At 47.0% G+C, this 21322-nt stretch carries 21 protein-coding genes; 5 read left to right on the forward strand and 16 right to left on the reverse strand.

Features of this window, described 5'->3' with window-relative positions; translation table 11 throughout:
* Positions 1-134 precede the first annotated feature (134 nt).
* On the forward strand, positions 135-416 hold the full coding sequence (locus tag TM074_RS02285; RefSeq protein WP_369000051.1) for a hypothetical protein: 282 nt from the start codon (positions 135-137) through the stop codon (positions 414-416).
* 110 nt (positions 417-526) lie between these two features.
* Here TM074_RS02285 and TM074_RS02290 read toward each other — a convergent pair whose 3' ends face one another.
* From TM074_RS02290 to rplS, 3 genes are all read right to left on the reverse strand, one after another.
* Positions 527-1567 carry a ribonuclease HII gene (locus TM074_RS02290; RefSeq protein WP_369000053.1) on the reverse strand — a complete coding sequence of 347 codons (1041 nt, stop codon included), beginning with the start codon at positions 1565-1567 and terminating at the stop codon, positions 527-529.
* A complete protein-coding gene (locus tag TM074_RS02295) occupies positions 1516-1995 on the reverse strand; it encodes a hypothetical protein (protein WP_369000055.1) in 480 nt (159 codons plus the stop codon). The genes TM074_RS02290 and TM074_RS02295 overlap by 52 nt, the downstream gene beginning before the upstream one ends.
* 62 nt (positions 1996-2057) lie before the next feature.
* Positions 2058-2579 carry a 50S ribosomal protein L19 gene (rplS, locus tag TM074_RS02300; protein ID WP_369000057.1) on the reverse strand — a complete coding sequence of 174 codons (522 nt, stop codon included), beginning with the start codon at positions 2577-2579 and terminating at the stop codon, positions 2058-2060.
* A gap of 163 nt (positions 2580-2742) precedes the next feature.
* On the opposite strand from rplS, the gene TM074_RS02305 reads away from it, so the two are divergent.
* Positions 2743-3876, forward strand: a complete 1134-nt coding sequence (locus TM074_RS02305) for an NADP-dependent malic enzyme (protein ID WP_369000059.1) — start codon at positions 2743-2745, stop codon at positions 3874-3876.
* Positions 3877-3878: 2 nt separating this feature from the next.
* Here the strand turns inward: TM074_RS02305 and TM074_RS02310 are convergent, their stop codons facing one another.
* Positions 3879-5450, reverse strand: a complete 1572-nt coding sequence (locus TM074_RS02310; protein ID WP_369000061.1) for a hypothetical protein — start codon at positions 5448-5450, stop codon at positions 3879-3881.
* 37 nt (positions 5451-5487) lie between these two features.
* Complete coding sequence (locus TM074_RS02315; RefSeq protein ID WP_369000063.1) at positions 5488-7110, reverse strand: GspE/PulE family protein; 1623 nt, start codon at positions 7108-7110, stop codon at positions 5488-5490.
* Between the two features lie 51 nt (positions 7111-7161).
* Between TM074_RS02315 and TM074_RS02320 the strand changes: the two genes are divergently transcribed.
* The gene (locus TM074_RS02320) at positions 7162-7722 is read left to right on the forward strand and encodes a TrmH family RNA methyltransferase (protein ID WP_369000065.1); all 561 of its coding nucleotides are present in this window, start codon (positions 7162-7164) and stop codon (positions 7720-7722) included.
* A gap of 111 nt (positions 7723-7833) precedes the next feature.
* Entirely contained in the window at positions 7834-8103 is a 270-nt protein-coding gene (locus TM074_RS02325) for a hypothetical protein (RefSeq protein WP_369000067.1), read from the forward strand.
* Positions 8104-8202: 99 nt separating this feature from the next.
* Here TM074_RS02325 and dnaE read toward each other — a convergent pair whose 3' ends face one another.
* The 11 genes from dnaE to TM074_RS02380 all read right to left on the reverse strand — a co-directional run bounded on the left by dnaE (position 8203) and on the right by TM074_RS02380 (position 20525).
* Positions 8203-11940 carry a DNA polymerase III subunit alpha gene (gene dnaE, locus TM074_RS02330; protein ID WP_369000069.1) on the reverse strand — a complete coding sequence of 1246 codons (3738 nt, stop codon included), beginning with the start codon at positions 11938-11940 and terminating at the stop codon, positions 8203-8205.
* A 19-nt stretch (positions 11941-11959) separates the two neighbouring features.
* A complete protein-coding gene (locus tag TM074_RS02335; protein ID WP_369000071.1) occupies positions 11960-12259 on the reverse strand; it encodes a DUF5665 domain-containing protein in 300 nt (99 codons plus the stop codon).
* Positions 12225-12512, reverse strand: coding sequence for a hypothetical protein (locus TM074_RS02340; RefSeq protein ID WP_369000073.1), 288 nt, complete (start codon positions 12510-12512; stop codon positions 12225-12227). Before TM074_RS02340 ends, TM074_RS02335 begins: the two co-directional genes overlap by 35 nt.
* 15 nt (positions 12513-12527) lie before the next feature.
* Complete coding sequence (locus TM074_RS02345) at positions 12528-13421, reverse strand: UTP--glucose-1-phosphate uridylyltransferase (protein WP_369000075.1); 894 nt, start codon at positions 13419-13421, stop codon at positions 12528-12530.
* Between the two features lie 41 nt (positions 13422-13462).
* Positions 13463-14929, reverse strand: a complete 1467-nt coding sequence (gene gatB, locus TM074_RS02350; RefSeq protein ID WP_369000077.1) for an Asp-tRNA(Asn)/Glu-tRNA(Gln) amidotransferase subunit GatB — start codon at positions 14927-14929, stop codon at positions 13463-13465.
* Positions 14926-15345, reverse strand: a complete 420-nt coding sequence (locus TM074_RS02355) for a hypothetical protein (RefSeq protein WP_369000079.1) — start codon at positions 15343-15345, stop codon at positions 14926-14928. The genes gatB and TM074_RS02355 overlap by 4 nt, the downstream gene beginning before the upstream one ends.
* Positions 15345-16715: an Asp-tRNA(Asn)/Glu-tRNA(Gln) amidotransferase subunit GatA gene (gene gatA, locus TM074_RS02360; RefSeq protein ID WP_369000081.1), complete on the reverse strand. Its 1371-nt coding sequence runs from the start codon at positions 16713-16715 to the stop codon at positions 15345-15347. Before gatA ends, TM074_RS02355 begins: the two co-directional genes overlap by 1 nt.
* A complete protein-coding gene (gatC, locus tag TM074_RS02365) occupies positions 16715-17002 on the reverse strand; it encodes an Asp-tRNA(Asn)/Glu-tRNA(Gln) amidotransferase subunit GatC (protein ID WP_369000083.1) in 288 nt (95 codons plus the stop codon). The genes gatA and gatC overlap by 1 nt, the downstream gene beginning before the upstream one ends.
* A 61-nt stretch (positions 17003-17063) precedes the next feature.
* On the reverse strand, positions 17064-17897 hold the full coding sequence (locus tag TM074_RS02370; protein ID WP_369000084.1) for a hypothetical protein: 834 nt from the start codon (positions 17895-17897) through the stop codon (positions 17064-17066).
* A 30-nt stretch (positions 17898-17927) separates the two neighbouring features.
* On the reverse strand, positions 17928-19898 hold the full coding sequence (uvrB, locus tag TM074_RS02375) for an excinuclease ABC subunit UvrB (protein WP_369000085.1): 1971 nt from the start codon (positions 19896-19898) through the stop codon (positions 17928-17930).
* Positions 19899-19925: 27 nt separating this feature from the next.
* Positions 19926-20525: a hypothetical protein gene (locus TM074_RS02380; RefSeq protein WP_369000087.1), complete on the reverse strand. Its 600-nt coding sequence runs from the start codon at positions 20523-20525 to the stop codon at positions 19926-19928.
* 127 nt (positions 20526-20652) lie between these two features.
* Here TM074_RS02380 and TM074_RS02385 point away from each other — a divergent pair, with 127 nt between their 5' ends.
* Entirely contained in the window at positions 20653-21321 is a 669-nt protein-coding gene (locus TM074_RS02385; RefSeq protein WP_369000089.1) for a TIGR00730 family Rossman fold protein, read from the forward strand.
* Position 21322: the final 1 nt, after the last annotated feature.

Genomic DNA, 21322 nt, shown 5'->3' on the forward strand with positions numbered 1-21322 from the left:
TTACACCACATTTTTGACAAAATCTGTTGACATTTTGTTCTATTAGTGATATAAGTGAATACAGCTTTTGTTGACAGAACAACTGTTTTGTCCAAGAGCAGTCCTTTGATAAGTTCGAGAGAAGGAGGCCCATCATGGGCATCTACTACAACCCCGTGGATGATATTATTGACGGCCGCGTTGGTACATTCATCAACACCCACGACTACAATGAAGCCATGCGGCAATTGCCGCATGGGCATCATCTGTACGCACTCTGTGATAGGCTTATTTTCAAGCAAGCCGTCTGCGTGGATGACGAGAGCGATTTCGATGAATTCTTCGGCCAATACGCACAGGGGCTTTTGATCAGCTTCCAGCTGATTGCCCTGCCAGAAGACACACACCAACTTGCACTCCTCGGCTCAGGTCTCTAGACCTACAGGCGAATATGGCGACGGGAGTGCTTTTCTTTCTCTCGCTTATCATATTCGCTCCATAGATGCGTATCTATGCTGATGAGTCGGAAACGACGAAAGCGAACACACTATTCCAACACCACACACTCTTCAACTACGGGCGGATTTCCGTCGACAGAAATTGCCATAAGCCGCATGTCACAGTTTTCGTATTGCGCATTTTTAGAAATGAATATTTCAGCAGCAAAACGCATTTGTTGCTGTTTTTTATTTGTAATTGCCGCCAAGCCATCGCCGAAATTGTCATTTTTACGATACTTGACCTCTGTAAAATATAGAACATCATCCTTTTTGCTAACAATATCAATTTCGCAATACCGAGTTCGCCAATTCCGCTCTATAATTTCATGACCATCCGCCACCAGCCAATCTGTTGCCGCCTGTTCACCTTTGTCGCCAATTTGACGCGTCGTGTCTTTTTGTTGGCTTTTAGACTCTTCCCCAGGCACATTTTGCGAATTCGACTCAACACCAACATATTTAGCAAGCGGTGCAAAACTCAGCCGATGAAGTGGCGTTATGCCCAGATTATCAATAGCTGCCCGATGCTTCGCCACACCATAGCCAACGTGCGAAGAAAAATCATATCCCGGATAAATATCATCCTGCTCGGCCATAAATTTATCACGCGCAACCTTTGCGATAATCGACGCCGCCGAAACGCTCGGAATCAAACCATCAGCCTTTACTATCATAGTCACATATTTCTCCAGCGGCGTACCTGCCAAAAAATTAACCGTCCCATCGATAATAATCTCATCAAACGTCGAGCCATTTTTCTGACATTTAGCTTGGATTTCTTTAACTGCGCGCCGAGTTACCAATTTAAGCGCCTCGCTCATTCCTATCTCGTCCAGCTCCTTAGCAGAAACCCAGCCGAGAGCCCAAGACGACGCCTGCTCACGAATCGCCACGTCTAATCCTTCACGGCGCTTTTTAGTCAATTTTTTACTATCATCAAGTCCTTCAATTTCAGCGCCACCCAAAACCACGGCACCAATCACCAACGGCCCCGCCCATGCGCCACGACCAACTTCGTCAATGCCGAGAATCATGCCTAGCGCCGACCCTTTTTTGCCGCCAAATTTGCGAGCGCCCGGCCAATCCACACTGCTGACGCTCCCAATGTATTTGCCAAAATATCCCAATTGGTATCATCCAGTGTAATACTAGCCAAACCAAATTTGACCATAAATAATTCCGCCAGCTCATTGATACAGCCGAGTGCTGACACGAGAGCAAACAGCGAAAACGCCATCACTAGCCAGCGCGACCGCCAACGCATCGCCAATACTAGATATACCCACAACAGCCCGGTGAACAGTCCGCCGCCCACAAAATGTGTGGTAAAACTAGTGTCTCGTCCCTCGATGAGCGGCGATGGCAAATACCACGAAATGCAGAATAATACACAGGCAAGGTACAGCAACCAGCGATACTTCTTTTCGTCGGTGAAGCCATGGCGACGTAGCACATACGGCACCGCAAATGCCAACGTCACCGGAACACAAACGGAAATATAATGAAAGATTGACATACTGGCATTATACCATGAGAAAACCGCCCTCAGAGAGAGCTGTCTATGTGTCTCAAGACTAATTACGCTTCTTTGTGGCGTGCTTCTACTTCAGCAGCTTTGGCGTCAAGTTCTGCCTGAGCAGCGTCTTTTTCAGCTTGTTTGGCAGCGGCAGCCTGTGCAGCCTCCTCTTTCAAGCGTTCAGCTTCTGCTTCAGCCTTGGCGTCGTGCACGTTATTGACAGCCACACGGTCAAAGCTTTTGGCAGTCAAGCGAGCTGACTTGCCAGAACGCTTGCGCAAGAAACTAAGGAACTTACGGCGGACCTTAGCACGGCGAACAATTTCCACTTTCTCAATCAGTGGGCTGTGTAGCAAGAATGATTTTTCCACGCCAATACCTGAAGCGATTTTACGAACGGTGATACGCGAGGTGTGCGAGCCTTTGTTGTCGGTGCGAATAACAACGCCTTCAAACATCTGGATACGCTCTTTGTTACCTTCTTTAATCTTCTGATAAACGCGTACGGTATCGCCGCTACGAACATCGACGACTGCTTGCTTTTTCTGTGCTTGGTTGACTTTGTTGATTAACTCAAAACTCATAATATTTCCTATCTTTCGAACTCACTTTGACGGGCCACGCAGTTGTACCTCTGCGGCTCCACACCAAATAAGACTCGAATATTTAACTCTCGTACAATTACCTACGATAATAACACAAATACATAGAAATATCAATTGTATAAAATTGGAGTATAATATAGATATGGATTACAACAAATTAGCACTTGAATTACACGAAAAATATAAGGGTAAAATTACTACCAGTTTGCGCGACCAGGAGGAGTTGGGCCGAGACAAATTAAGCGCCTATTACAGCCCAGGAGTCGGCGCGGTTAGTCAAGCAATCGCCGAAAACCCAGCGGACCTACCAAAGTACACGTGGACTAATAATTTAGTTGGCGTCATTTCTGACGGCTCAGCGATTCTGGGACTGGGCGATTTGGGACCAAAAGCTGCCATGCCTGTCATGGAAGGTAAAGCCTTGCTATTTAAGCATTTTGCCGATGTTGATGCCGTGCCAATCGTATTAGACGTCCATGAAACAGAGGAAATTATTGCCGCCATTAAAGCTATTGCGCCAAGCTTCGGAGCCATCAACCTCGAAGATATTGCCGCACCAAAATGTTTCGAAATCGAGGAGCGTTTGAAAGCGGAGTTGGACATTCCTGTTTTTCACGATGATCAGCACGGCACGGCAGTCGTAGTGTTGGCAGGTCTGATCAACGCCGCGAAACTAACTGGACGAAGCCTGACAGACTGTAAAATCGTAGTTATCGGGGCTGGGGCGGCTGGTACAGCCATCATTAAATTGCTGCACTTATACGGCGCACGAAACATCGTGGCGGCAGACAGCCGCGGCATCGTCGGCGCGTCTCGCACGGATTTGAATGCGGAAAAAACTGCACTGCTAGAGTACGTCGACGCATCACAATCCGGTTCAATCGAAGATGCCGTCACCGACGCGGACGTATTTATTGGCGTATCAAGGGCTGGACTGCTCACACCTGAATTGGTACAAAAAATGGCGAAAGATCCAATCGTCTTTGCTTTAGCAAACCCAGTCCCAGAAATCATGCCAGACGTCGCCCAAAAAGTAGGCGTAGCAATAATTGCCACGGGCCGCAGTGATTTCCCGAACCAAGTCAACAACTCCCTAGCCTTCCCCGGCATCTTCCGCGGAGCACTCGATCACGGCGTAAAAAAAATCACCGACCAGCACAAACTGGCAGCCGCTGAGGCGCTAGCCAACTTGGTTGAAAGTCCGACTGTCGATAAAGTTGTTCCAACAGCATTCGACGAAGGTGTCGCTGAGGCTGTCGCTAGCGTTATTAAATAAATCTAGGCACCAGCACCGTACTTAACCGCATCGCGAGAGCCTCCATCTATAAACAGAGCCACCAACGATTCCTGATTTTGTTTGTCGCAAGCTCCTAAGAATAAAACTACTTCAGTCACTCCAGCTTCCTGAAGAGATTTTTTAGTCTCACTTTCATCAGACATATCCCCAACACTGACCTTTGACATATAAACCCTCTTAGCGTTAGGCGTCTGGTCTTTCCAGGCGTAAATTATAAACGGATAAAGCTCTTTTAATCTATTATTTAATCCAACCGATAAACCGACAGACTTATCTTCTGAGGTTGCCACGCATTTGGCGGCCATAATTAATTTATCCTTAATAATGGGCAGAATACGCTGTTTCTTCTCGGCATTTTCATATCCAGTCATTTTATGCTCAACCTTTTTAGCCTCTTCAGTGCGCGCGTCAATTACCGCAACTGCAGTACCGTTGCTGCCTTGCTCAACATGCAACACATCCACAATAGAGCTTCCTTCAAGCCACGGAAACGTCTCGCCGTCAAGCGTCACAGTATCTCCCGTCTTCAATCCAATTTCTACAAACTGAGAATTGCTTTCTTCGATTGTCAGCTTCGGTTTGTTTGACCTTTTTCTCTTAGCGACTATTTTCAAAGACCTACTCGCAATTTCACCCGCCGCTTCGTAGGTTCTGAATTTTTCAGAAAGAGCCTTTAGCTCGCCTTCTAGAATTGACTTCATTTTTTCTTCCACCACGGATTTGGCAAGAGTCTGCGCATTTGGACAATTTTCCTTGAATACAATCTCTGCATATTCACGAGCCAATAACCCCTCATCCAGGCATTTCATCTCGTTTGCACAGTCAAGTATGACTTTCGCCCACTTCAGGTCTCTTTCATAATTAAAGAAACCTTTAACATGTTCCATACGCACATCAATATTGCTCTCGAACATTGCATTAAACTCGTCATATTTAATTCCTGAAAAATCCGCCAACAGCTTAACCAATCTGTCCGTATTTTTACGAACTGGATCATATTCAGGCTGACTTACTTCAAATTCTATAAATGAAGAAGTATCGTCTTCCTTATGAATGTCATCAATCACAGCCTCCTTAGTCTCTAATGCGAGTTGTATATATTCAGAGTCGGCAACATCTGGGTTAAGATTATTATTCCTCTGAAATTTCTTTACTGTAGGAATTTTACATCCTTCAAGATTACAATACTTCGGAACATTAACTTCCGCTATTTTAGCGGGAAAAATTTTATCTAACGACGATATAAAAGCATCGAGCGAGGTTTTGTATTCCTTATTAAATTCCTCTTTTAACTGAGAACTCACTTCGTAAAAATCATAGCGGATCTCCAAATCCTCAGGGGACTGACTGTACACATCCATAGCCTGCTTAAGCATATCAATTACAGGCTTATATTTCTCAACCAAGTTCTTAAACATGGATGAATCTTCGGGTACATCTTCATATATACATTCAAGAAAATTGATGACAGTATCAAAAATTTCACAGACAGAGTCTTTCTCAGACTCTGAAGATTCACTATCGTAATAAGAGTGTTCCGGAACTTCGCTCATAAACTATTATTTTATCAGTTTATGGCTACAAAGTCAATTATATTACCCTGTTGACTTCATCCAGCGTCGTCTCGCCACGAAGAGCCGCCAACACGCCAGCCTGAAGCAGCGTCACCATGCCATCCTTCTTCGCGGCCTCCTCGACTGCGCCCGCATGCACGTCGTTAACATCGCCACGCAGAAACTTCTGGATATTCTCACTCACCACCAGCTGCTCCATCACCGGAATACGCCCCTTATACCCAAATGGTACGTCATCCGTCGGCACAGCTCGCCACAGCTTGAACGTATCCAAATTTGGACAATCAACACCCTCTGGCAAATCCTTAAGAACTTCCTTGACCCACTTGCGTGTCGCCTCGTCTGGCTCGTATTCTTCCTTACTATCGTCCCATAATCTCCTGACCAGCCGCTGCGCGATAACCAGCCGCACTGCCGAGCTAAAAATCGGATTCTGTCCAATCATATCGATCATCCTACTAAACGCCGCTGCAGTTGAATTGGCGTGAAAGCTAGATAGTACCAAGTGACCAGTAATCGACGCCTGGATTGCCGTCTTAGCAGTCTCGTTGTCGCGAATCTCACCAACCATCACCACATCTGGGTCAAGACGCAAAACACTACGCAGCCCATCAGCGAACCTTTGGCCAGTTGTTGTATCAATTGGAATCTGTGTAATTCCCGGAATTGTATTTTCCACCGGGTCTTCCAGCGTAATAATCTTTCTATCTGGCGTATTTAAAGCATTCAAAATACTATACAATGTCGTCGATTTTCCTGAACCAGTCGGACCAACCATCAACAACATGCCGCGCGGATGTGAAATAACTTCATCAATCTGATCACGTTCTTTCTTTGAGATATTTAAAAGATCCAGATTAAGCATTGACTCATCAAAGTTAAATAGGCGCAGAACAATGTCTAATCCATAAACCGTCGCCACCGCCTCCACACGCAAATTCAGCACATGAGACACTCCATCTCGATGAATTTCCTGCTGCATATGACCCGACTGCGGCTCTCTGGAGGCAGTAGAAATATTTGCCCGCGAGGCTAATGTCGCCATAATCACCCGATAACGATCTCGACTTAGCTCCGCCACAGTATGTAATGCTCCATCAACACGCATCCGAATCCGAATTGACTCACGCTGGTTTTCAATATGAATATCTGACGCACCCAACAAATCCGCTTGATCAACTAGATAATTAAACACGTCATTTGTGCCCACAGAAGCCAAAGTCTGCGTAACCTGCGCTAAAGTATCACTATCGCCCTCTTTGGCGATTTCAATATTATCATAAATAACCCTCTTTGGCGGATCAAACCTGAGCATAATTGACCGAAACGCCGAACCGGAAATCAAGAAAAAGAAAATTCGCTTGCCGCTCTCCGTATATTGATCTCGCATCTGCTTCATTAACGACTCAGACGTCTGCGAAGTAACACCAAACCGATAAGACTGGTCTTCTTCGTTAAACGCCAGCGGCACCAAACGACCCTTGTACATTTCGTCGATTGTCAAAACATCTTTAAGTAGAGGCAGAGTGTTCTCAAATTCCCGCCCATCCAGATATTGAAGTCCTAAAATTGACGCTCGTCGACGAGTCGCTTCCTCATCCTGCTCGCGACGGCGCGCCTGAATTTTATCTTCGTCCATACGAAAATTATAGCAAAAAGCTTACGTTTTGACGAGTGCTATAATAGTCATATGCACCCAGAAATCACGCTGTTGGTTCACAATATTCGCTCAACGCATAATGTTGGGGCAATTTTTCGCACAGCTGAGGGATTTGGTGTGAAGAAGATTATTCTTAGTGGCTATACACCGTATCCAGATTTAAGCTTATGTAGCAAAGCGCCTAGCTGTGCGCTTGTTGATGGAGAAATTAGATCTGAAGATCCTCGATTGCCGCACATTCGTGAAAAAATCACCAGCCAAATTCATAAAACAGCCTTAGGCGCGGAAAGTTTGGTGCCGTTTGAGTTTTACGAAGATATCAATGACTGGATTAAGGAAAATGAGCAAACAGAAAACCTGCCAATTGTTGCGCTGGAGCAATCAAAAGACAGCGTGATGCTATCAGAATTTCAGCCACCTAAAAAATTTGCACTACTGCTCGGCGAAGAAGTCCACGGAATCACGCCGGAACTTTTAGACAATTGCGACTTCACTATAGAAATCCCAATGTTCGGCCAAAAAGAATCATTCAACGTGTCGGTCGCAACAGGAATTGCACTATTTGGACTGATTTTCCCGAGAATGAAATAATCTCAACAACGAATAAATAAATCCCTCAAGTCTGATTATTGACTTTATTAAGCATATGTGTTATATTTGTAAAAGCTTTCTTTGGAATCCCCCAGAGAAGGTAGTCCCTGTATGGAAGGCAATACAAATGATGGATCTAGCTATGGTTATCACGACCGCAGCAATCATGTATCTAACCGCGTGGTCGCTACACCACGACAAAATGTCGGGAATCATGCCATCAATCCTGGCTGTGATAGCAGCGACGGTAATTGTGCTGGAGCTCGCTGCCTATATGGTAGTTCTGCTACCGATATTGCCCTGGTCAATATCAGCGGCAGTTTTTACAGCGACTGCCACACTGTTCGTTACGTGCTCATTGGCACGTATAAACAGACGTAGCAGCAAGCTAACATGGGACAATAAGTCCCGCTGACAGTAGTATAGTTAGCCCGCCAGAGCAACCAGCTCAGGCTGAGGTCTCTGTCAGCGGGCTAACTATCACTTTAGAATTACACACTCTTCACCCAGAGTGTTTTTTAATTGGCTTAATAAATTGTCATTAGCATCCACCTTAAACGGTAGGCGCATGGCTGATTTTTCCTTTTCCCCCAGAACCAAAACCACATCAGTCGTGCCGGCGTTCTCGCTGCAAACAGACTTCATTTTCACTAACCGCGAATGGTCATTCGGGTCTTTAATATACACAAACAACCTGGAAGTAGGAATTTCTGGTGCAACATTAACCGGCGCCGGCTGAGTTTTTGGCTGAGATCTGGAAGTATTATTTTTTACAGTAGACTTAGGTGCAGCTCCGTTTTTCTGATTGCGATAAGCCTCGCGGCGCTCTTTCTTAACCGCAGAGCTGACCTTTGGAGCGTCCATCTTACGACCAGTTGACTCATAGCCGTTAATATCATTGTCCGTAATCGCAATAATGTCATCAGCAATAAGCTTACTTTCACTGCCCAAATTTCCATCACGATCTCGCGCTGAGTTTTTACCAGAAACTCGAATTACCGTGTCCTGAACCAGCTTAGCGCCAACTTTTTCATACAGATTCGGAAAGACAATTATTTCGCCCTCGCCGAATTTATCCTCAATTCCTACGAACGCCATCTTCGAGCCACTCTTCGTCACAATTGTGCGAACGGTACTAATAATTCCCCCGACTGTCATCATTCGGCTGTCATACTCCGGAACCAATTGCGTCAACGGCTGAGTTTGCTCGCTCAGATAAGTCTCGTATCTATCAAGCGGGTGCGCCGAAATATACAGCCCCAGCAGTTCCCGCTCCCACATCAGACGTTCTTTATCGTCATGCTTTACTGGCGCTTTCTGTAGATTAAGTATCGACTGAACGCTTGCCGCATCATCAACCAACATACCGAACAAATTAGTCTGGCCACTGGCAGCTTCTTTTTGAAGCTTAGAGGCAAATGCCGTGATGGAGTCCAGATTGAATAGCAAATCCGACCGATCGCCCATATCGTCAAAGGCGCCGGATTTAATAAGAGATTCCCAAGCCTTACGATTAAACTTGCTGGTCGAAACACGCCTGGCAAAATCTTCCACCGACAAGAACGCGCCTTCCTCGCGCGCACGCAAAACTTCCTCAACCGCACCAACACCGACACCCTTCACTGCTGACATGCCGAAGCGAATTTTATTTTCATTAGGCACCACAGCAAATTCAACGAATGACTCATTAACATCCGGACTGAGTACATCAATTCCCATATGCTTACATTCCGCGATCTCAATTGCCAAACGATCTGTATCATCATGATCACTAGTCATCAGTGCCGCCATAAACGCGTCCGGATAATGCGCCTTCAAATATGCCGTCCAGTAGGCAATCAAGCCATAACAAGCGGCATGCGATTTATTGAAACAATAGTTAGCAAACTCCTCCAGCTGCGTCCAGAAAGTTTCCGCAATTTCCTTCGTAGCACCACCAACTTTAACCGCGCCCTCGATAAATTCAGGCTTAACTTTTTTCATCAAGTCAATCTTTTTCTTACCAACAGCTTTACGCAGCGTATCAGCCTGACCACCGGTAAAGCCGCACCATTCCTTAGAAATCTGCATAAATTGCTCTTGGTAGACCAAAATTCCGTAAGTATTTTTTAGCGAGTTTTTCATTCCAGGATGTAAGTAAGTTATTTCTTCCTCGCCGTGTTTGCGCCGAATAAAACTGTCAATAAACTGCATCGGGCCCGGACGATACAGTGCCACCATAGCGATGATATCCTCAAATGTAGTCGGCTTTAGTCCACGCAAATACCGCTTCATCCCCGCCGACTCCAACTGGAATACTCCGGTTGTATCACCGCGCTGGAATAGTTCATAGGTCTTCTTATCGTCAAGCGGCAGCTGCGAAAGATTAATCTCTGTATTATAAGCTTTTCGGATAATCCGCATGGCGTTGTTAATAATCGTCAAGTTCGAAAGCCCCAAAAAGTCCATCTTCAGCAGGCCCAATTCCTCGACTTCGCCCATCGGGAATTGAGTAGCCACCACGCCTTTTTGTGCCATTTCTAGCGGAATATAATTAACCAGCGTATCCGGCGCGATCACCACACCGCAGGCATGAACTCCGTGGCTGCGAATCGTGCCCTCGAGCTGGATAGCATAATCCAACACTTCTTTGGCGGTAGGATTATTCTCATACTCACGGCGCAAATCTGCATCTTCTTTAATACTGACCGACAGCGGAATATGACGACCCTGGTTTGGTGGTGGCACCAACTTAGCCAAGCGGTCGCTCTCGGCATACGGAACTTCCAGCACCCTGGCGACATCACGCACCGCCATACGCCCAAACATTTTACCAAAGGTAGCGATATTACTAACGTGGTCTTCGCCATATTTTTTGGCACAATACTCAATCACTTCGTCGCGGCGAGTATCTTGAATATCGACGTCGATATCCGGCATGGAAATACGATCCGGATTTAGGAAACGCTCAAATAGCAGACCGTACTTCAAGGGATCGAGGTCGGTAATGTTCAGTGCGTAGGCAATAATTGATCCTGCAGCGCTACCCCGACCCGGACCAAAAACGATCCCTTTAGATTTACCCCAGTTGATAAAATCCTGAACGATCAAGAAATATCCCTCATAGCCCATATTGCCCATCACGCCCAGCTCCATCTCGGCGCGCTGGCGAACTTCGTCGGATAATTGCGGGATGATATCATCGGGGTCTAATTTTTCAGCCTCTTCTTTCGAGGTACCGTTATAGCGCTGCAACAAACCCTGGTAGGTCAATCTCAGCAGATACGAATGCTCATTCTCGCCTTCGGGAAGCGGATACTTAGGAATAAGAATACGGCCCAGCTCAATCTCAACATCGCAGCGATCCGCCACCTTTTTCGTATTAAGCACCACTTCAGGATATTCCTCGCCCCAATGGTCAATAATATCCCGTGGGTCAGTCAAATGCAGTTCAAAGTCTTTCAGACTCATCCGCTTTTCGTCACTTAGATACGAACCGGTACCGACACACAGCAAAATTTCGTGCGCGTCTTGGTGATCATGCGTCAAGTAGTGCCCGTCGCAAGTCACCACCATCTCGATGTCTAGCTCCTTCGATAGCTTAATCAAGCCCTCATTGATTTTTGCCTGGACGTCCCAGTGCGTATTTGATTTTGGGTGGCCGTGATCTTGAAGCTCGAGATAATATCTATCGCCAAAGACTGACTTGTACCATTTGGCAATATCTCGCGCTCGATCATAATCATCATCTCTAAGCGCCACACCAATTTCACCACTAGCACAGCCACTCAGTACAATTAAACCCTCGTTCAGCTCTTCTAATAAATCATGATCAGTCCGCGGCTTATAATACATTCCATCCAAGTTGGCCTGCGTAGACAACTTCATTAGATTATGAAAGCCGGTGTTGTTCATCGCTAGCACTGTCAAGTGAAAGCGCTGCTTGTCCTTGGCCGGATCGCGATCAAAGCGCGAGCGCGCCGCTACGTATGTCTCGATACCAAGGATCGGCTTAATGCCAGCCTTTTTGGCAGTTTTATAATAGTCAAGGATGCCACTCATCGTACCGTGGTCAGTTACCGCCGCCGCCTCCATCCCAAACTCTTTGACTTTATCAACCAAATCATTGATTTTAGTCAAGCCATCCAGCACAGAATGAAAAGTGTGATTATGGAGATGTACGAAATCAGACGGCTTCAAAGCCGCCGGCGAAGATTGTCCGCTATTTCCCCCAGTCATTACTAATGATTATAGCATGTTATTGACGGTGCTGCATCGTCTCAATTAGATGGTTGATAAAATCAGCCAGCGGCGGAAAAATATCCGCAAATTGACCTAGCAACCAGATTAACAATGTGATTAACAATGTCGCACCCAGCGCACTACCGACACCAAATAAAATTCCACGAATAAAGTTCATCCAATAAACTTGGCGCCGCGAACGATGAAAATCAAAAAATAAATCCTCTAAAATTGCCTGTCTAGCACCGTTTTCATTATCACGAATAACTTTTCGTGATAATTTATCTGGCTGTTTTTTGGCTATTTTTTCTGCCATCATTTATCCTTTTCTTAGCAAAATACTTCGCTAAAAATCCGCCCTTTGAGGTTAATCTTTTAGCCAGCCCAGCTCCAATCGAAATAGCACTGACAATTCCACTAAAATCAGAGACTCTCCTGGTGATTGTTTCTACCGCCTGCTGAGTTTGGCGAATCTGGTGCGTTAATTTAATAATGGAGATCACCATAGTAATCAACATGATAATAAATATCACCATGAGAATTACCAATATTAAAAGCAGTCCGTTCATGCTTTTTATTATACATTATTTTAAGCGATTGGCCAGATGGGCGCGTAGCTTGTCGCCAAAGTTAGGATCGCGCAACCCAAAATCAATCACCGTCTTCAGGTACTCTAATTTATCACCGGTATCATAATACGTACCGTTGGTGATTTCTACGCCATAAAAATCAAACCCATCATCAATCATCTCCTGCATAATCGGCTGAATGGTGAATTCGCCATGACCATCAAACTGGTCTTTGGCTTTGTCCAAATAGCCAAAAATCTCACCAGGCAGCAAATAGCTACTGACACTCGCTAGGTCAGACGGCGCATTGGTTTTTCCAGGCTTCTCGACGATATTAGTCATTTTTATAACGCCATCGTTAATTTGCTGGCCATTAATGATGCCATAACGATCAAACTCTGAATCATCGGTAATTCTCTTGCATGACAACACTGCGCCCTGAAGATTTTCTGACGCCTCGATCATCTGTCGGAAACGACTTGGACTAGCCATTATGAAGTCGTCGGCAAAAGTATAAATCACCGGTTCGTCATGGCGAATTAAATGCGAAGCGCAAGCTAGCGGCGTCGCATTGCCGTAAGGACCTTTCTGGCGAATATAGACGAAGTTGGCCATCTCAGACAAACGCTGGACGGTGTCGATCAGCGGCTGCTTTTTAGCGCCGCCAGCGCGCAGATTGGCGAGCAGCTCTTCATTTGGCGCGTCAAAATGGTCTTCAATCGCTCGCTTGTTGGCGCTGCCGATGATAATAATATCCTTAATGCCAGCCTCCACCAATTCCTCGACGACATACTGGATGATTGGCTTATCGATCAGCGGCAGCATTTCTTTAGGCATGGCTTTGGTTTGCGGCAAGAAACGCGTACCAAAGCCAGCAGCGGCGATGATAGCTTTGGTTGGTTTTTTCATAATTTAACTCCTATTCTCTCCTCTTTCTGAAGTGTCGAGCCTTATAATTTTTCGCGGATTAATTTCTGCGCCAAGCTTGGGTTGGCCTGACCTTTAGAACGCTTCATGGCCTGACCGACTAGATAGCCTATGGCTTTGTCCTTGCCCGAGCGAATGTCAGCAATGGAAGCTGCCGAGGCTGGGTCGTTCAATACTTCGTCGACGATGGCAGCGATGGCCGATTCGTCAGATACCTGCAGCAAGTTCTTTTCTTCAGCAAGCTTGCGCGGATGTGTGGCGCCCGCCAATAATTCATTAAACAATTCCTTGGCATTAGTGCTGGAAATCTCTGCTTTCTCGGTCATCTCCGCTAACTCCACCAAATCATCAACTGATACGCGCGGCGCACCACTAACGTCAACTGACATACTGTCATTGTCGGCGTCATTGCCATTAGTCGTCAAAGCACTGGCAAACCAGTGCGCCACTCGCTTGGCAGCTGCGTCACCTGATTTTTCTTGAACTTCCAGCATGATACGGGCGTAATCTTGGTTCGACAGTAACGAATTAACCACAGACTTATCTAAACCTAATCCACTCCACTTCTCACGATATTCACCCGGCAACATCGGCACTTCAGCCTGAATACGAGCAATTTCCTCATCGCTCAGCACCACTGGCGGAATGTCGGCGTCAGGCATGTAGCGATAATCCTGAGCGTCCTCTTTCGAGCGCTGTGAAGTGGTGACTTGCTTGTCATCACTCCAGCCGCGGGTTTCCTGCACCACCGACTCACCACTTTCCAACAAATCAACTTGACGTTTGAATTCGTATTCAGCGGCACGCTCGACGCTGCGGAATGAATTGAGGTTTTTGACTTCCGCACGCTTGCCAAGCTCAGTTGCACCCTTTTTAGCCACCGAAATATTGACATCAAAACGCATGTTGCCGTGGTATAAATCACCGTGCGTCACACCTGCGTAGACCATCAATTTGTGCAGCTCCGAAGCGTAGGCCTTGGCTTCCTCGGCAGAATGCATGTCTGGCTCAGAGACGATTTCAATCAGCGGCGTACCAGCGCGGTTGAGGTCAACCAGCGAATAGCCGTCGTGATGCGTCAACTTGCCAGCATCCTCTTCCATGTGCGCGTGATGAATCCGCACTCGTTTGAGCGAACCGTCTTCCAGCGGCGCGTCGACATAGCCAGCCAAAATAATCGGCTGATACATTTGCGAGGTCTGATAACCCTTTGGCAGGTCAGGGTAGAAATAATGCTTGCGATCAAACCGGCTAACGCGGGCGATCGGCGCGTTCAACGCTTTACCGGCGCGCACTGCCAGCTCGACAGCGTGCTTATTCAGCACCGGCAGCATGCCTGGCAGACCAAAGTCAATCTCATGCGTTTTTTCGTTCGGCTCAGCATTACGCGCGTCATTATCAGCCGGACTAAACAGCTTGGTTTTGGTTGCCAGCTGGACGTGGCACTCGATACCAATGGTCATTTCATATTCATCATATACACTCATCATAACGCTCCCAAATCTTTTAGTGCTTGTTCAAAGCTTGTCATGGCTCGTCGAAAACTCTGCGCGGTCAGTTTCACGTTGGTTTCGTGGGCAATTTGATTGCGCAATTTGTGCGCCGCCCACAAACCATTTTCATCCGTCCAATCACCCTTGCGAGATTTCAGCCTGTCACCCATCGTTGCGCCCGCCACTCCGCAGTCGCGCATGGCTTTGTCGAGCAGCTTGTCGGCTTTGACAATTGCCATCTGCAAGCTGTCCGAGTTACCCGCCTTAGCACCGCGCTGAATTGCCCGCCAAACTTTTTGATACATTTCTCTGTCAAGCTGTTTGTGCCCGCGCGACGTCAATTGGATAAAAACGATCAACAAGCCGCCGATCAACAACGCCGCCACTACCAGCGCAATCAACAATCCATCCATCAGACAGCCTCCACTTCCGCCGCCAACTTCAGTAAGTTGCCGTCCGACTGATAATCACCAATCAACTGCACACCAATTGGCAAGCCTTCGTCGTTGCTTCCAGCCGGCACGGAAATTGCTGGCAGTCCAGCCAGGCTGGCTGGTACGGTCATAATATCCGCCAAGTACATCTTGATCGGATCATTGGTATTTTCACCAAGTTTGAATGCTGGTGTCGGCGCCGTCGGCATTAACAGCGCGTCGTACTCAGTGAACAATTTTTTGAACTCGTTGATAAGCAGCGTACGCGCTTTTTGCGCCTGCATATAATAGGCGTCAAAAAAGCCGCTCGACAACACGAAACTACCAATCATAATCCGCCGCTTATTCTCCGTCATAAAACCTTCGTTACGGCTGCGGCCGTACAATTCCGCCAGCGTTTTCACTTCGGCCGCCCGGTGACCATAGCGCACGCCATCATAGCGCGCCAGATTTGACGATAATTCTGCCGGCACAATGATATAGTACATCGCCAGCGAATATTGCATCATGTCCAGATCTACTTCTTCAATTCCATAACCCAGCTGCTTCAGTTTTTCAGCATAATCAAGCGTTTTCTGGCGAACTGCCGCATCCACATCGTCAGTCATACATTGCTTAACCAAACCAATTTTCTTCTTAGTAAAGCCTAGCTGGTTCCGCCAAAAGTCAGGCAGCGTCGTCATATCCTTGTCGTCACGGCCCGCCATAATCTCCATCACCAAATTAGCGTCATCAGCGTTCGTCGCGAAACAACCAATGGTGTCTGTGCTCGATGCCATGGCTACCACGCCGTAGCGGCTGACTGCGCCGTAGGTTGGCTTGACACCGACCACGCCGTTGAAGCTGGCTGGCTGGCGAATCGAACCGCCAGTGTCTGTTCCCAGCGCAAATGGCACCACGTCAAGCGCCGTCACTACCGCCGAGCCGCCCGACGAACCGCCGGCTACTCGAGTTTTATCCGTAGCATTTTTGGTCGGACCAAAGGCTGAATTTTCCGTCGAACCGCCGTGAGCAAAGGCGTCCAAGTTCGCCTTGCCGATGCAAATCGCACCTTCAGCTTCTAATTTTTCAACGGCTGTTGCCTGCAGCGGCGCCTCAAAATTCTCGAGCATTTTTGCAGCGGCAGTTGTCGGCGCCCCAAAGGCCAAGAAATTGTCTTTCACGACAAATGGCACACCGGCCAGCCGCCCAGAAATCTCACCCTTATCCACCAGTTCGGCTCGCTCCAACGCCCGCTCTTCCGTCAAGCTCAGCAGCGCATGATATTCTTCAATGTCGCGCGCCCGCCGTAATGCTTCCTTGACATTTTCGACTGCGCTTTTTCCAATAAAATCACTAATCCGACTCATCACAATACCTGCGGCACTTTCACTTGATTGTTCTGTTTTTCGGGCGCTAGCTCAAGTAGCTCGTCCCGAGAAATCCCTGGCTTGACCTCGTCTTCACGCCAGACGTTTTCTAGGCCCGTCACTTGATAAGTTGGCTCCACACCAGACGTATCGAGCTCGCCCAGCTGCTCAATATAGCCAATTATATTTTCCAAATCTTGACGCAGCCCATCAACTTCATCATCGGCTAATGCCAGACTACTTAAACTCGCCAAGTGCTGAATATCACTGGTAGAAATATTTGTCATATCAATATTATACCACTAAAAAAAGTCGCCCATCAAAGTGAGCGACTTTTATCATTATAGCTTAGTTATATTGCTTTAATTTTAAAGATTCGCGATATTTTTTAAGCTGAGACTCGTAGTCAGATGGGATATCCTGCCCCTGCCGTGTTGATCTGCCAGTAGAAGAACCGCCCTTATCATGAACTTTAACGGCGATAGTGATAGCGCCAGTCAGCAAGACTACAACAGAAACTGCAATGAGCACCAAAGACATAATCTTTGATTTGTTTCGGCCCTGAATGATCTGATAAATAAAGTAGCTAGTCGCAACCACTACTGCAAGAGCCAGAGCATAAGGCAAGAACTCACTCAGATACAGGCTCTTGTAAACTTCTCCACCGGCTGCACCGATAAATAACAATGAGCTAATAAGGATACTCACCAAGCGTGCAATCAAATCAACAGCTGGAATAATTAAAGCAGCCAATCCGCCATAAGTCACCAATTTGTAAGCTGTGCGGTTCGTATAACCCTCACGATCTGGCACTGCCTTTGATACGCGAGAAAACAAGACACAAGCTAGAACAGCCAAGATAACCGTAAACACTGATGCTGCGACAATTCCAGTTCCTGCCGTCACCATCGTTGGAGCCAAGAATCCACCGACGGTCCGTGATGCAACTGAAGTTGCATCTGACCAGAGACCAACTACACTTGTAATTACATTAATTAATAAGAACGTTGAAATAACTGCTGAAGCCATTGCCAAAGCGTATTCTAAGGTCAGAAGTTTTGCCTTACCTTTGTTTGGGTTAGCATACATGTACTGCTGTGGGTATGCTGGATAACCTACTGGCTGCGCTGGTATTTCGGGTTGCGCAACGGTTGACGGCTGTGGTTGTTGTTTTGTTGCCATAATACCTCCTAATCTAATAATAATTCTATTCTACATGGTCTGGCGAATTTCTGCAATCAAATCGCGCAGCTCTGCGGCTTTTTCAAACTCTAGATTGGCGCTATGCAGCTCCATTTGACCGGTCAGTTCCTTGATCAGCGTTGGATATTCGTCCTTTGGAATTTTCTTCAAATCAAGCTTTGGCTTTTTATCCGATTCTTTTTGCGGGATGATCGAACGCAGGCCATCATCAATTTTCTTCTGGATGGTTTGCGGCGTGATGCCGTGCGCTTCGTTATATTGCTGCTGAATCGTCCGCCGACGATTGGTCTCGTCAATCGCTCGCCGCATACTGTCAGTCACATTGTCGCCATACATCAGCACCCGCCCGTCCACGTGCCGCGCCGCCCGACCAATCGTCTGAATCAGTGCCTGCTCACTACGAAGGAAGCCCTCTTTATCAGCATCCATAATCGCCACCAAACTAACTTCTGGCAGATCCAGCCCCTCGCGCAGCAAATTGATACCAACCAAGACATCGTACGTCCCCAGCCGCAGCTCCTTCAAAATATCGCCACGTTCCAATGTGTCAATTTCGCTGTGTAGATACGCCGTTTTCACACCATTGTCGGTCAAGTAAGCACTCAAATCCTCGGCCATGCGCTTGGTCAAGGTCGTTACCAGTACGCGGTGGCCATTGGCGATAGTCTGGCGAATCTCCTCCATCAAATCATCAACCTGCCCCTCAGTCGGCCGCACTTCAATTGGCGGATCAAGCAGCCCCGTCGGCCGAATCAGCTGCTCGGCCGGCTTTGGCGAATGAGCCAGTTCATAGTCGCCCGGCGTGGCCGAAACATAAATCGCCTGGTGAATATGCTGATCAAACTCATCAAACCTCAGTGGGCGGTTATCCAGCGCACTCGGCAGGCGAAACCCGTGTTCCACCAGCACTTCCTTGCGCGCCCGGTCGCCGTTATACATACCGCGGACTTGCGGCAAGGTCATGTGCGACTCATCGACCAGCAGCAGCCAATCGTCCGGAAAATAATCGATCAACGTCGCCGGCTGCTCGCCCGGCTCACGGTCAGTCAGATAGCGCGAATAATTCTCAATGCCTTTAACAAAGCCGGTTTCTTTGAGCATCTCCAGGTCATATTTAGTGCGCTGACCTAGGCGCTGCGCCTCCAGTAATTTGTCGTGCGATTCAAACCATTTTAGTCGCTCGTCAAACTCTTTTTCGATACCAGTGATGGCCTTTTCAATTCGTTCACGCGGCGTCGAATAGTGGCTGGACGGGAAAATCGTTAGCTGCTTTGGTTGATCTAAAATCTCGCCCGTCAGCGGATCGATTCGCGTGAGTCTCTCGACCTCATCGCCAAAAAACTCCACCCGCACCGCCGTGTCCTGCCCGGCTGGGAAAATATCTACCACATCGCCGCGCACTCGGAAAGTACCGCGTGCAAAATCAACGTCATTGCGCTTATACTGAATGTCAGTCAGCAGGCGAATAAACTTGTCCTGCACCCGCCGCTCACCGACCGTTAATTGAATGGCCATGTCAGCGTACGTTTCCGGCGAACCGATGCCGTAAATACAGGACACGCTAGCCACGATGATAACGTCACGTCGTGTTAGCAGCGCTGATGTGGCCGCATGCCGCAGCCGATCGATTTCATCATTAATTTTTGAGTCTTTCTCAATGTAGGTGTCGCTACTGGCGATGTAGGCTTCTGGCTGATAATAATCAAAATAACTGACAAAATAATGCACCTCATTGTCCGGAAAAAACTCCTTAAACTCAGAAAACAGCTGCGCCGCCAAGGTCTTGTTATGCGCCAGCACCAACGTCGGCACATTGGCTCGAGCGATGATATTCGCCATGGTAAAGGTCTTACCCGACCCCGTCACGCCCAGCAGCGTTTGCTCGCGCTCGCCCCGCTCCAAACCATCCATCAACTGAGCAATCGCCGTCGGCTGGTCGCCGGTCGGCTGGTACGAAGAAGAGAGGCGAAATTTGTTCACCTCTCTATTCTACTATATTTACAAAAACTAGTCTTGCTCGTAAGTCTGAGGCGTGCCAGAAACTTCACACTTGCCATCGACCAAGCAACTCGGAACTAGCGCAGCTTTTAGGTCTGAGCATGGTATATAACTCTGTTGTGTGCCTGCGACTATACCAATTTCACCCGTGCCATTTTTTGGTCCAATTATCGTATAGGCATTTGCTAGACCATAAACTGCTGCGTATTTTCCGTATGCGCGATCAATGACTGGCTCATAAGTGTAACCTTCGCGCTCTGGAATTGGCTGGCCAACTTTAGATTTCAAGAACTTCTTTAGAGAATCGTCTATATCCAACTTATCAACATCACTTACTGAAGTTAGCTTAGTGTCAGTACCGTCTCTCCCAGTGCGAAAATCTTTATATTTTTTCTTAGATTCATCTGACGGCTTTGTGTCTTCTTCTCTGGTTTTGTCTGATAGTCTAGACGAATCTTTCTTTGTCTCGATAGTTTTTACAGAAGAGTCAGTACCCTTATCCTTATTCAGTGCTCCTACAATAATCCAAGTTACCAGACCAATAATAACTAACCCCATAACAATCACCGTCGCAATCAACCATTTATTAGCCGTTGGTTTATTATCCATATTTAACCCTCCATTTAAATTGTGGTTTTGATTTTATACTGCCACCTGCCTACTGTCAATTCATTGCAGCCATAACCATTTTATGATATAGTAGTAAAGTTAAAATTATAGAATAAAAAGGATAATAATGACACCGAAAAATGTTTGTATTCCACGCGAGCTGCAGCTCCAGGCTGCCATGTTCCGCTTAGGAGATGTTGATGAAGAAATCCATGCCGGCTATGAAATTCTCCAAAAATATCATAAAACAGTAACCTTTTTTGGCTCAGCCAGGATAAGCGAAGATAGCGAATATTACCAGAAAGCCAAAGACCTAGCTTTTCAATTAGCGAAAGACGGCTATACAATTATCACCGGTGGTGGTGGCGGAATCATGGAGGCAGCCAACCGTGGCGCCATAGAAGCTGGCGGGCAGTCAATCGGTTTTAATATCCGATTGCCGCACGAACAGTCGCTCAACAAATACACAACAGACTCTTTTGCCTTTACTCACTTCGCACCGCGTAAAATTGTTATGACACTGCTGGCCGATGCCTACGTTTGTTTCCCGGGCGGCTTTGGGACGATGGACGAAATATGTGAAATCATCACCTTAACACAGACCAAAAAAATGAGTTCAGCACCGATTATTCTATTTGACAAAAAGTTTTGGGGTAAATGGGACGATTTTGTTCGCAGCAATATGCTTCCTAGTGAGTTGATCTCTGACGGTGATGAAAAAATCTACACCATCACGGAAAATATCCCAGAAATAATCAGTGTCATTAAAAATCGGCGAACTTGTTGCGACTGCTGAA

The sequence above is a fragment of the Candidatus Nanosynbacter sp. TM7-074 genome (assembly GCF_041006295.1).
In the GTDB taxonomy this organism is placed as follows: Bacteria; Patescibacteriota; Saccharimonadia; order Saccharimonadales; family Saccharimonadaceae; genus Nanosynbacter.

What these genes read in the sequence shown, in the direction of transcription:
- TM074_RS02285 (WP_369000051.1), top strand. Translation starts at nt 135, where the DNA reads ATGGGCATCTACTACAACCCCGTGGATGATATTATTGACGGCCGCGTT.
- TM074_RS02295 (WP_369000055.1), bottom strand. Translation starts at nt 1,995, where the DNA reads ATGTCAATCTTTCATTATATTTCCGTTTGTGTTCCGGTGACGTTGGCA.
- rplS (WP_369000057.1), bottom strand. Translation starts at nt 2,579, where the DNA reads ATGAGTTTTGAGTTAATCAACAAAGTCAACCAAGCACAGAAAAAGCAA.
- TM074_RS02305 (WP_369000059.1), top strand. Translation starts at nt 2,743, where the DNA reads ATGGATTACAACAAATTAGCACTTGAATTACACGAAAAATATAAGGGT.
- TM074_RS02310 (WP_369000061.1), bottom strand. Translation starts at nt 5,450, where the DNA reads ATGAGCGAAGTTCCGGAACACTCTTATTACGATAGTGAATCTTCAGAG.
- TM074_RS02315 (WP_369000063.1), bottom strand. Translation starts at nt 7,110, where the DNA reads ATGGACGAAGATAAAATTCAGGCGCGCCGTCGCGAGCAGGATGAGGAA.
- TM074_RS02320 (WP_369000065.1), top strand. Translation starts at nt 7,162, where the DNA reads ATGCACCCAGAAATCACGCTGTTGGTTCACAATATTCGCTCAACGCAT.
- TM074_RS02325 (WP_369000067.1), top strand. Translation starts at nt 7,834, where the DNA reads ATGGAAGGCAATACAAATGATGGATCTAGCTATGGTTATCACGACCGC.
- dnaE (WP_369000069.1), bottom strand. Translation starts at nt 11,940, where the DNA reads ATGACTGGGGGAAATAGCGGACAATCTTCGCCGGCGGCTTTGAAGCCG.
- TM074_RS02335 (WP_369000071.1), bottom strand. Translation starts at nt 12,259, where the DNA reads ATGGCAGAAAAAATAGCCAAAAAACAGCCAGATAAATTATCACGAAAA.
- TM074_RS02340 (WP_369000073.1), bottom strand. Translation starts at nt 12,512, where the DNA reads ATGAACGGACTGCTTTTAATATTGGTAATTCTCATGGTGATATTTATT.
- TM074_RS02345 (WP_369000075.1), bottom strand. Translation starts at nt 13,421, where the DNA reads ATGAAAAAACCAACCAAAGCTATCATCGCCGCTGCTGGCTTTGGTACG.
- gatB (WP_369000077.1), bottom strand. Translation starts at nt 14,929, where the DNA reads ATGATGAGTGTATATGATGAATATGAAATGACCATTGGTATCGAGTGC.
- TM074_RS02355 (WP_369000079.1), bottom strand. Translation starts at nt 15,345, where the DNA reads ATGGATGGATTGTTGATTGCGCTGGTAGTGGCGGCGTTGTTGATCGGC.
- gatA (WP_369000081.1), bottom strand. Translation starts at nt 16,715, where the DNA reads ATGAGTCGGATTAGTGATTTTATTGGAAAAAGCGCAGTCGAAAATGTC.
- gatC (WP_369000083.1), bottom strand. Translation starts at nt 17,002, where the DNA reads ATGACAAATATTTCTACCAGTGATATTCAGCACTTGGCGAGTTTAAGT.
- TM074_RS02370 (WP_369000084.1), bottom strand. Translation starts at nt 17,897, where the DNA reads ATGGCAACAAAACAACAACCACAGCCGTCAACCGTTGCGCAACCCGAA.
- TM074_RS02380 (WP_369000087.1), bottom strand. Translation starts at nt 20,525, where the DNA reads ATGGATAATAAACCAACGGCTAATAAATGGTTGATTGCGACGGTGATT.
- TM074_RS02385 (WP_369000089.1), top strand. Translation starts at nt 20,653, where the DNA reads ATGACACCGAAAAATGTTTGTATTCCACGCGAGCTGCAGCTCCAGGCT.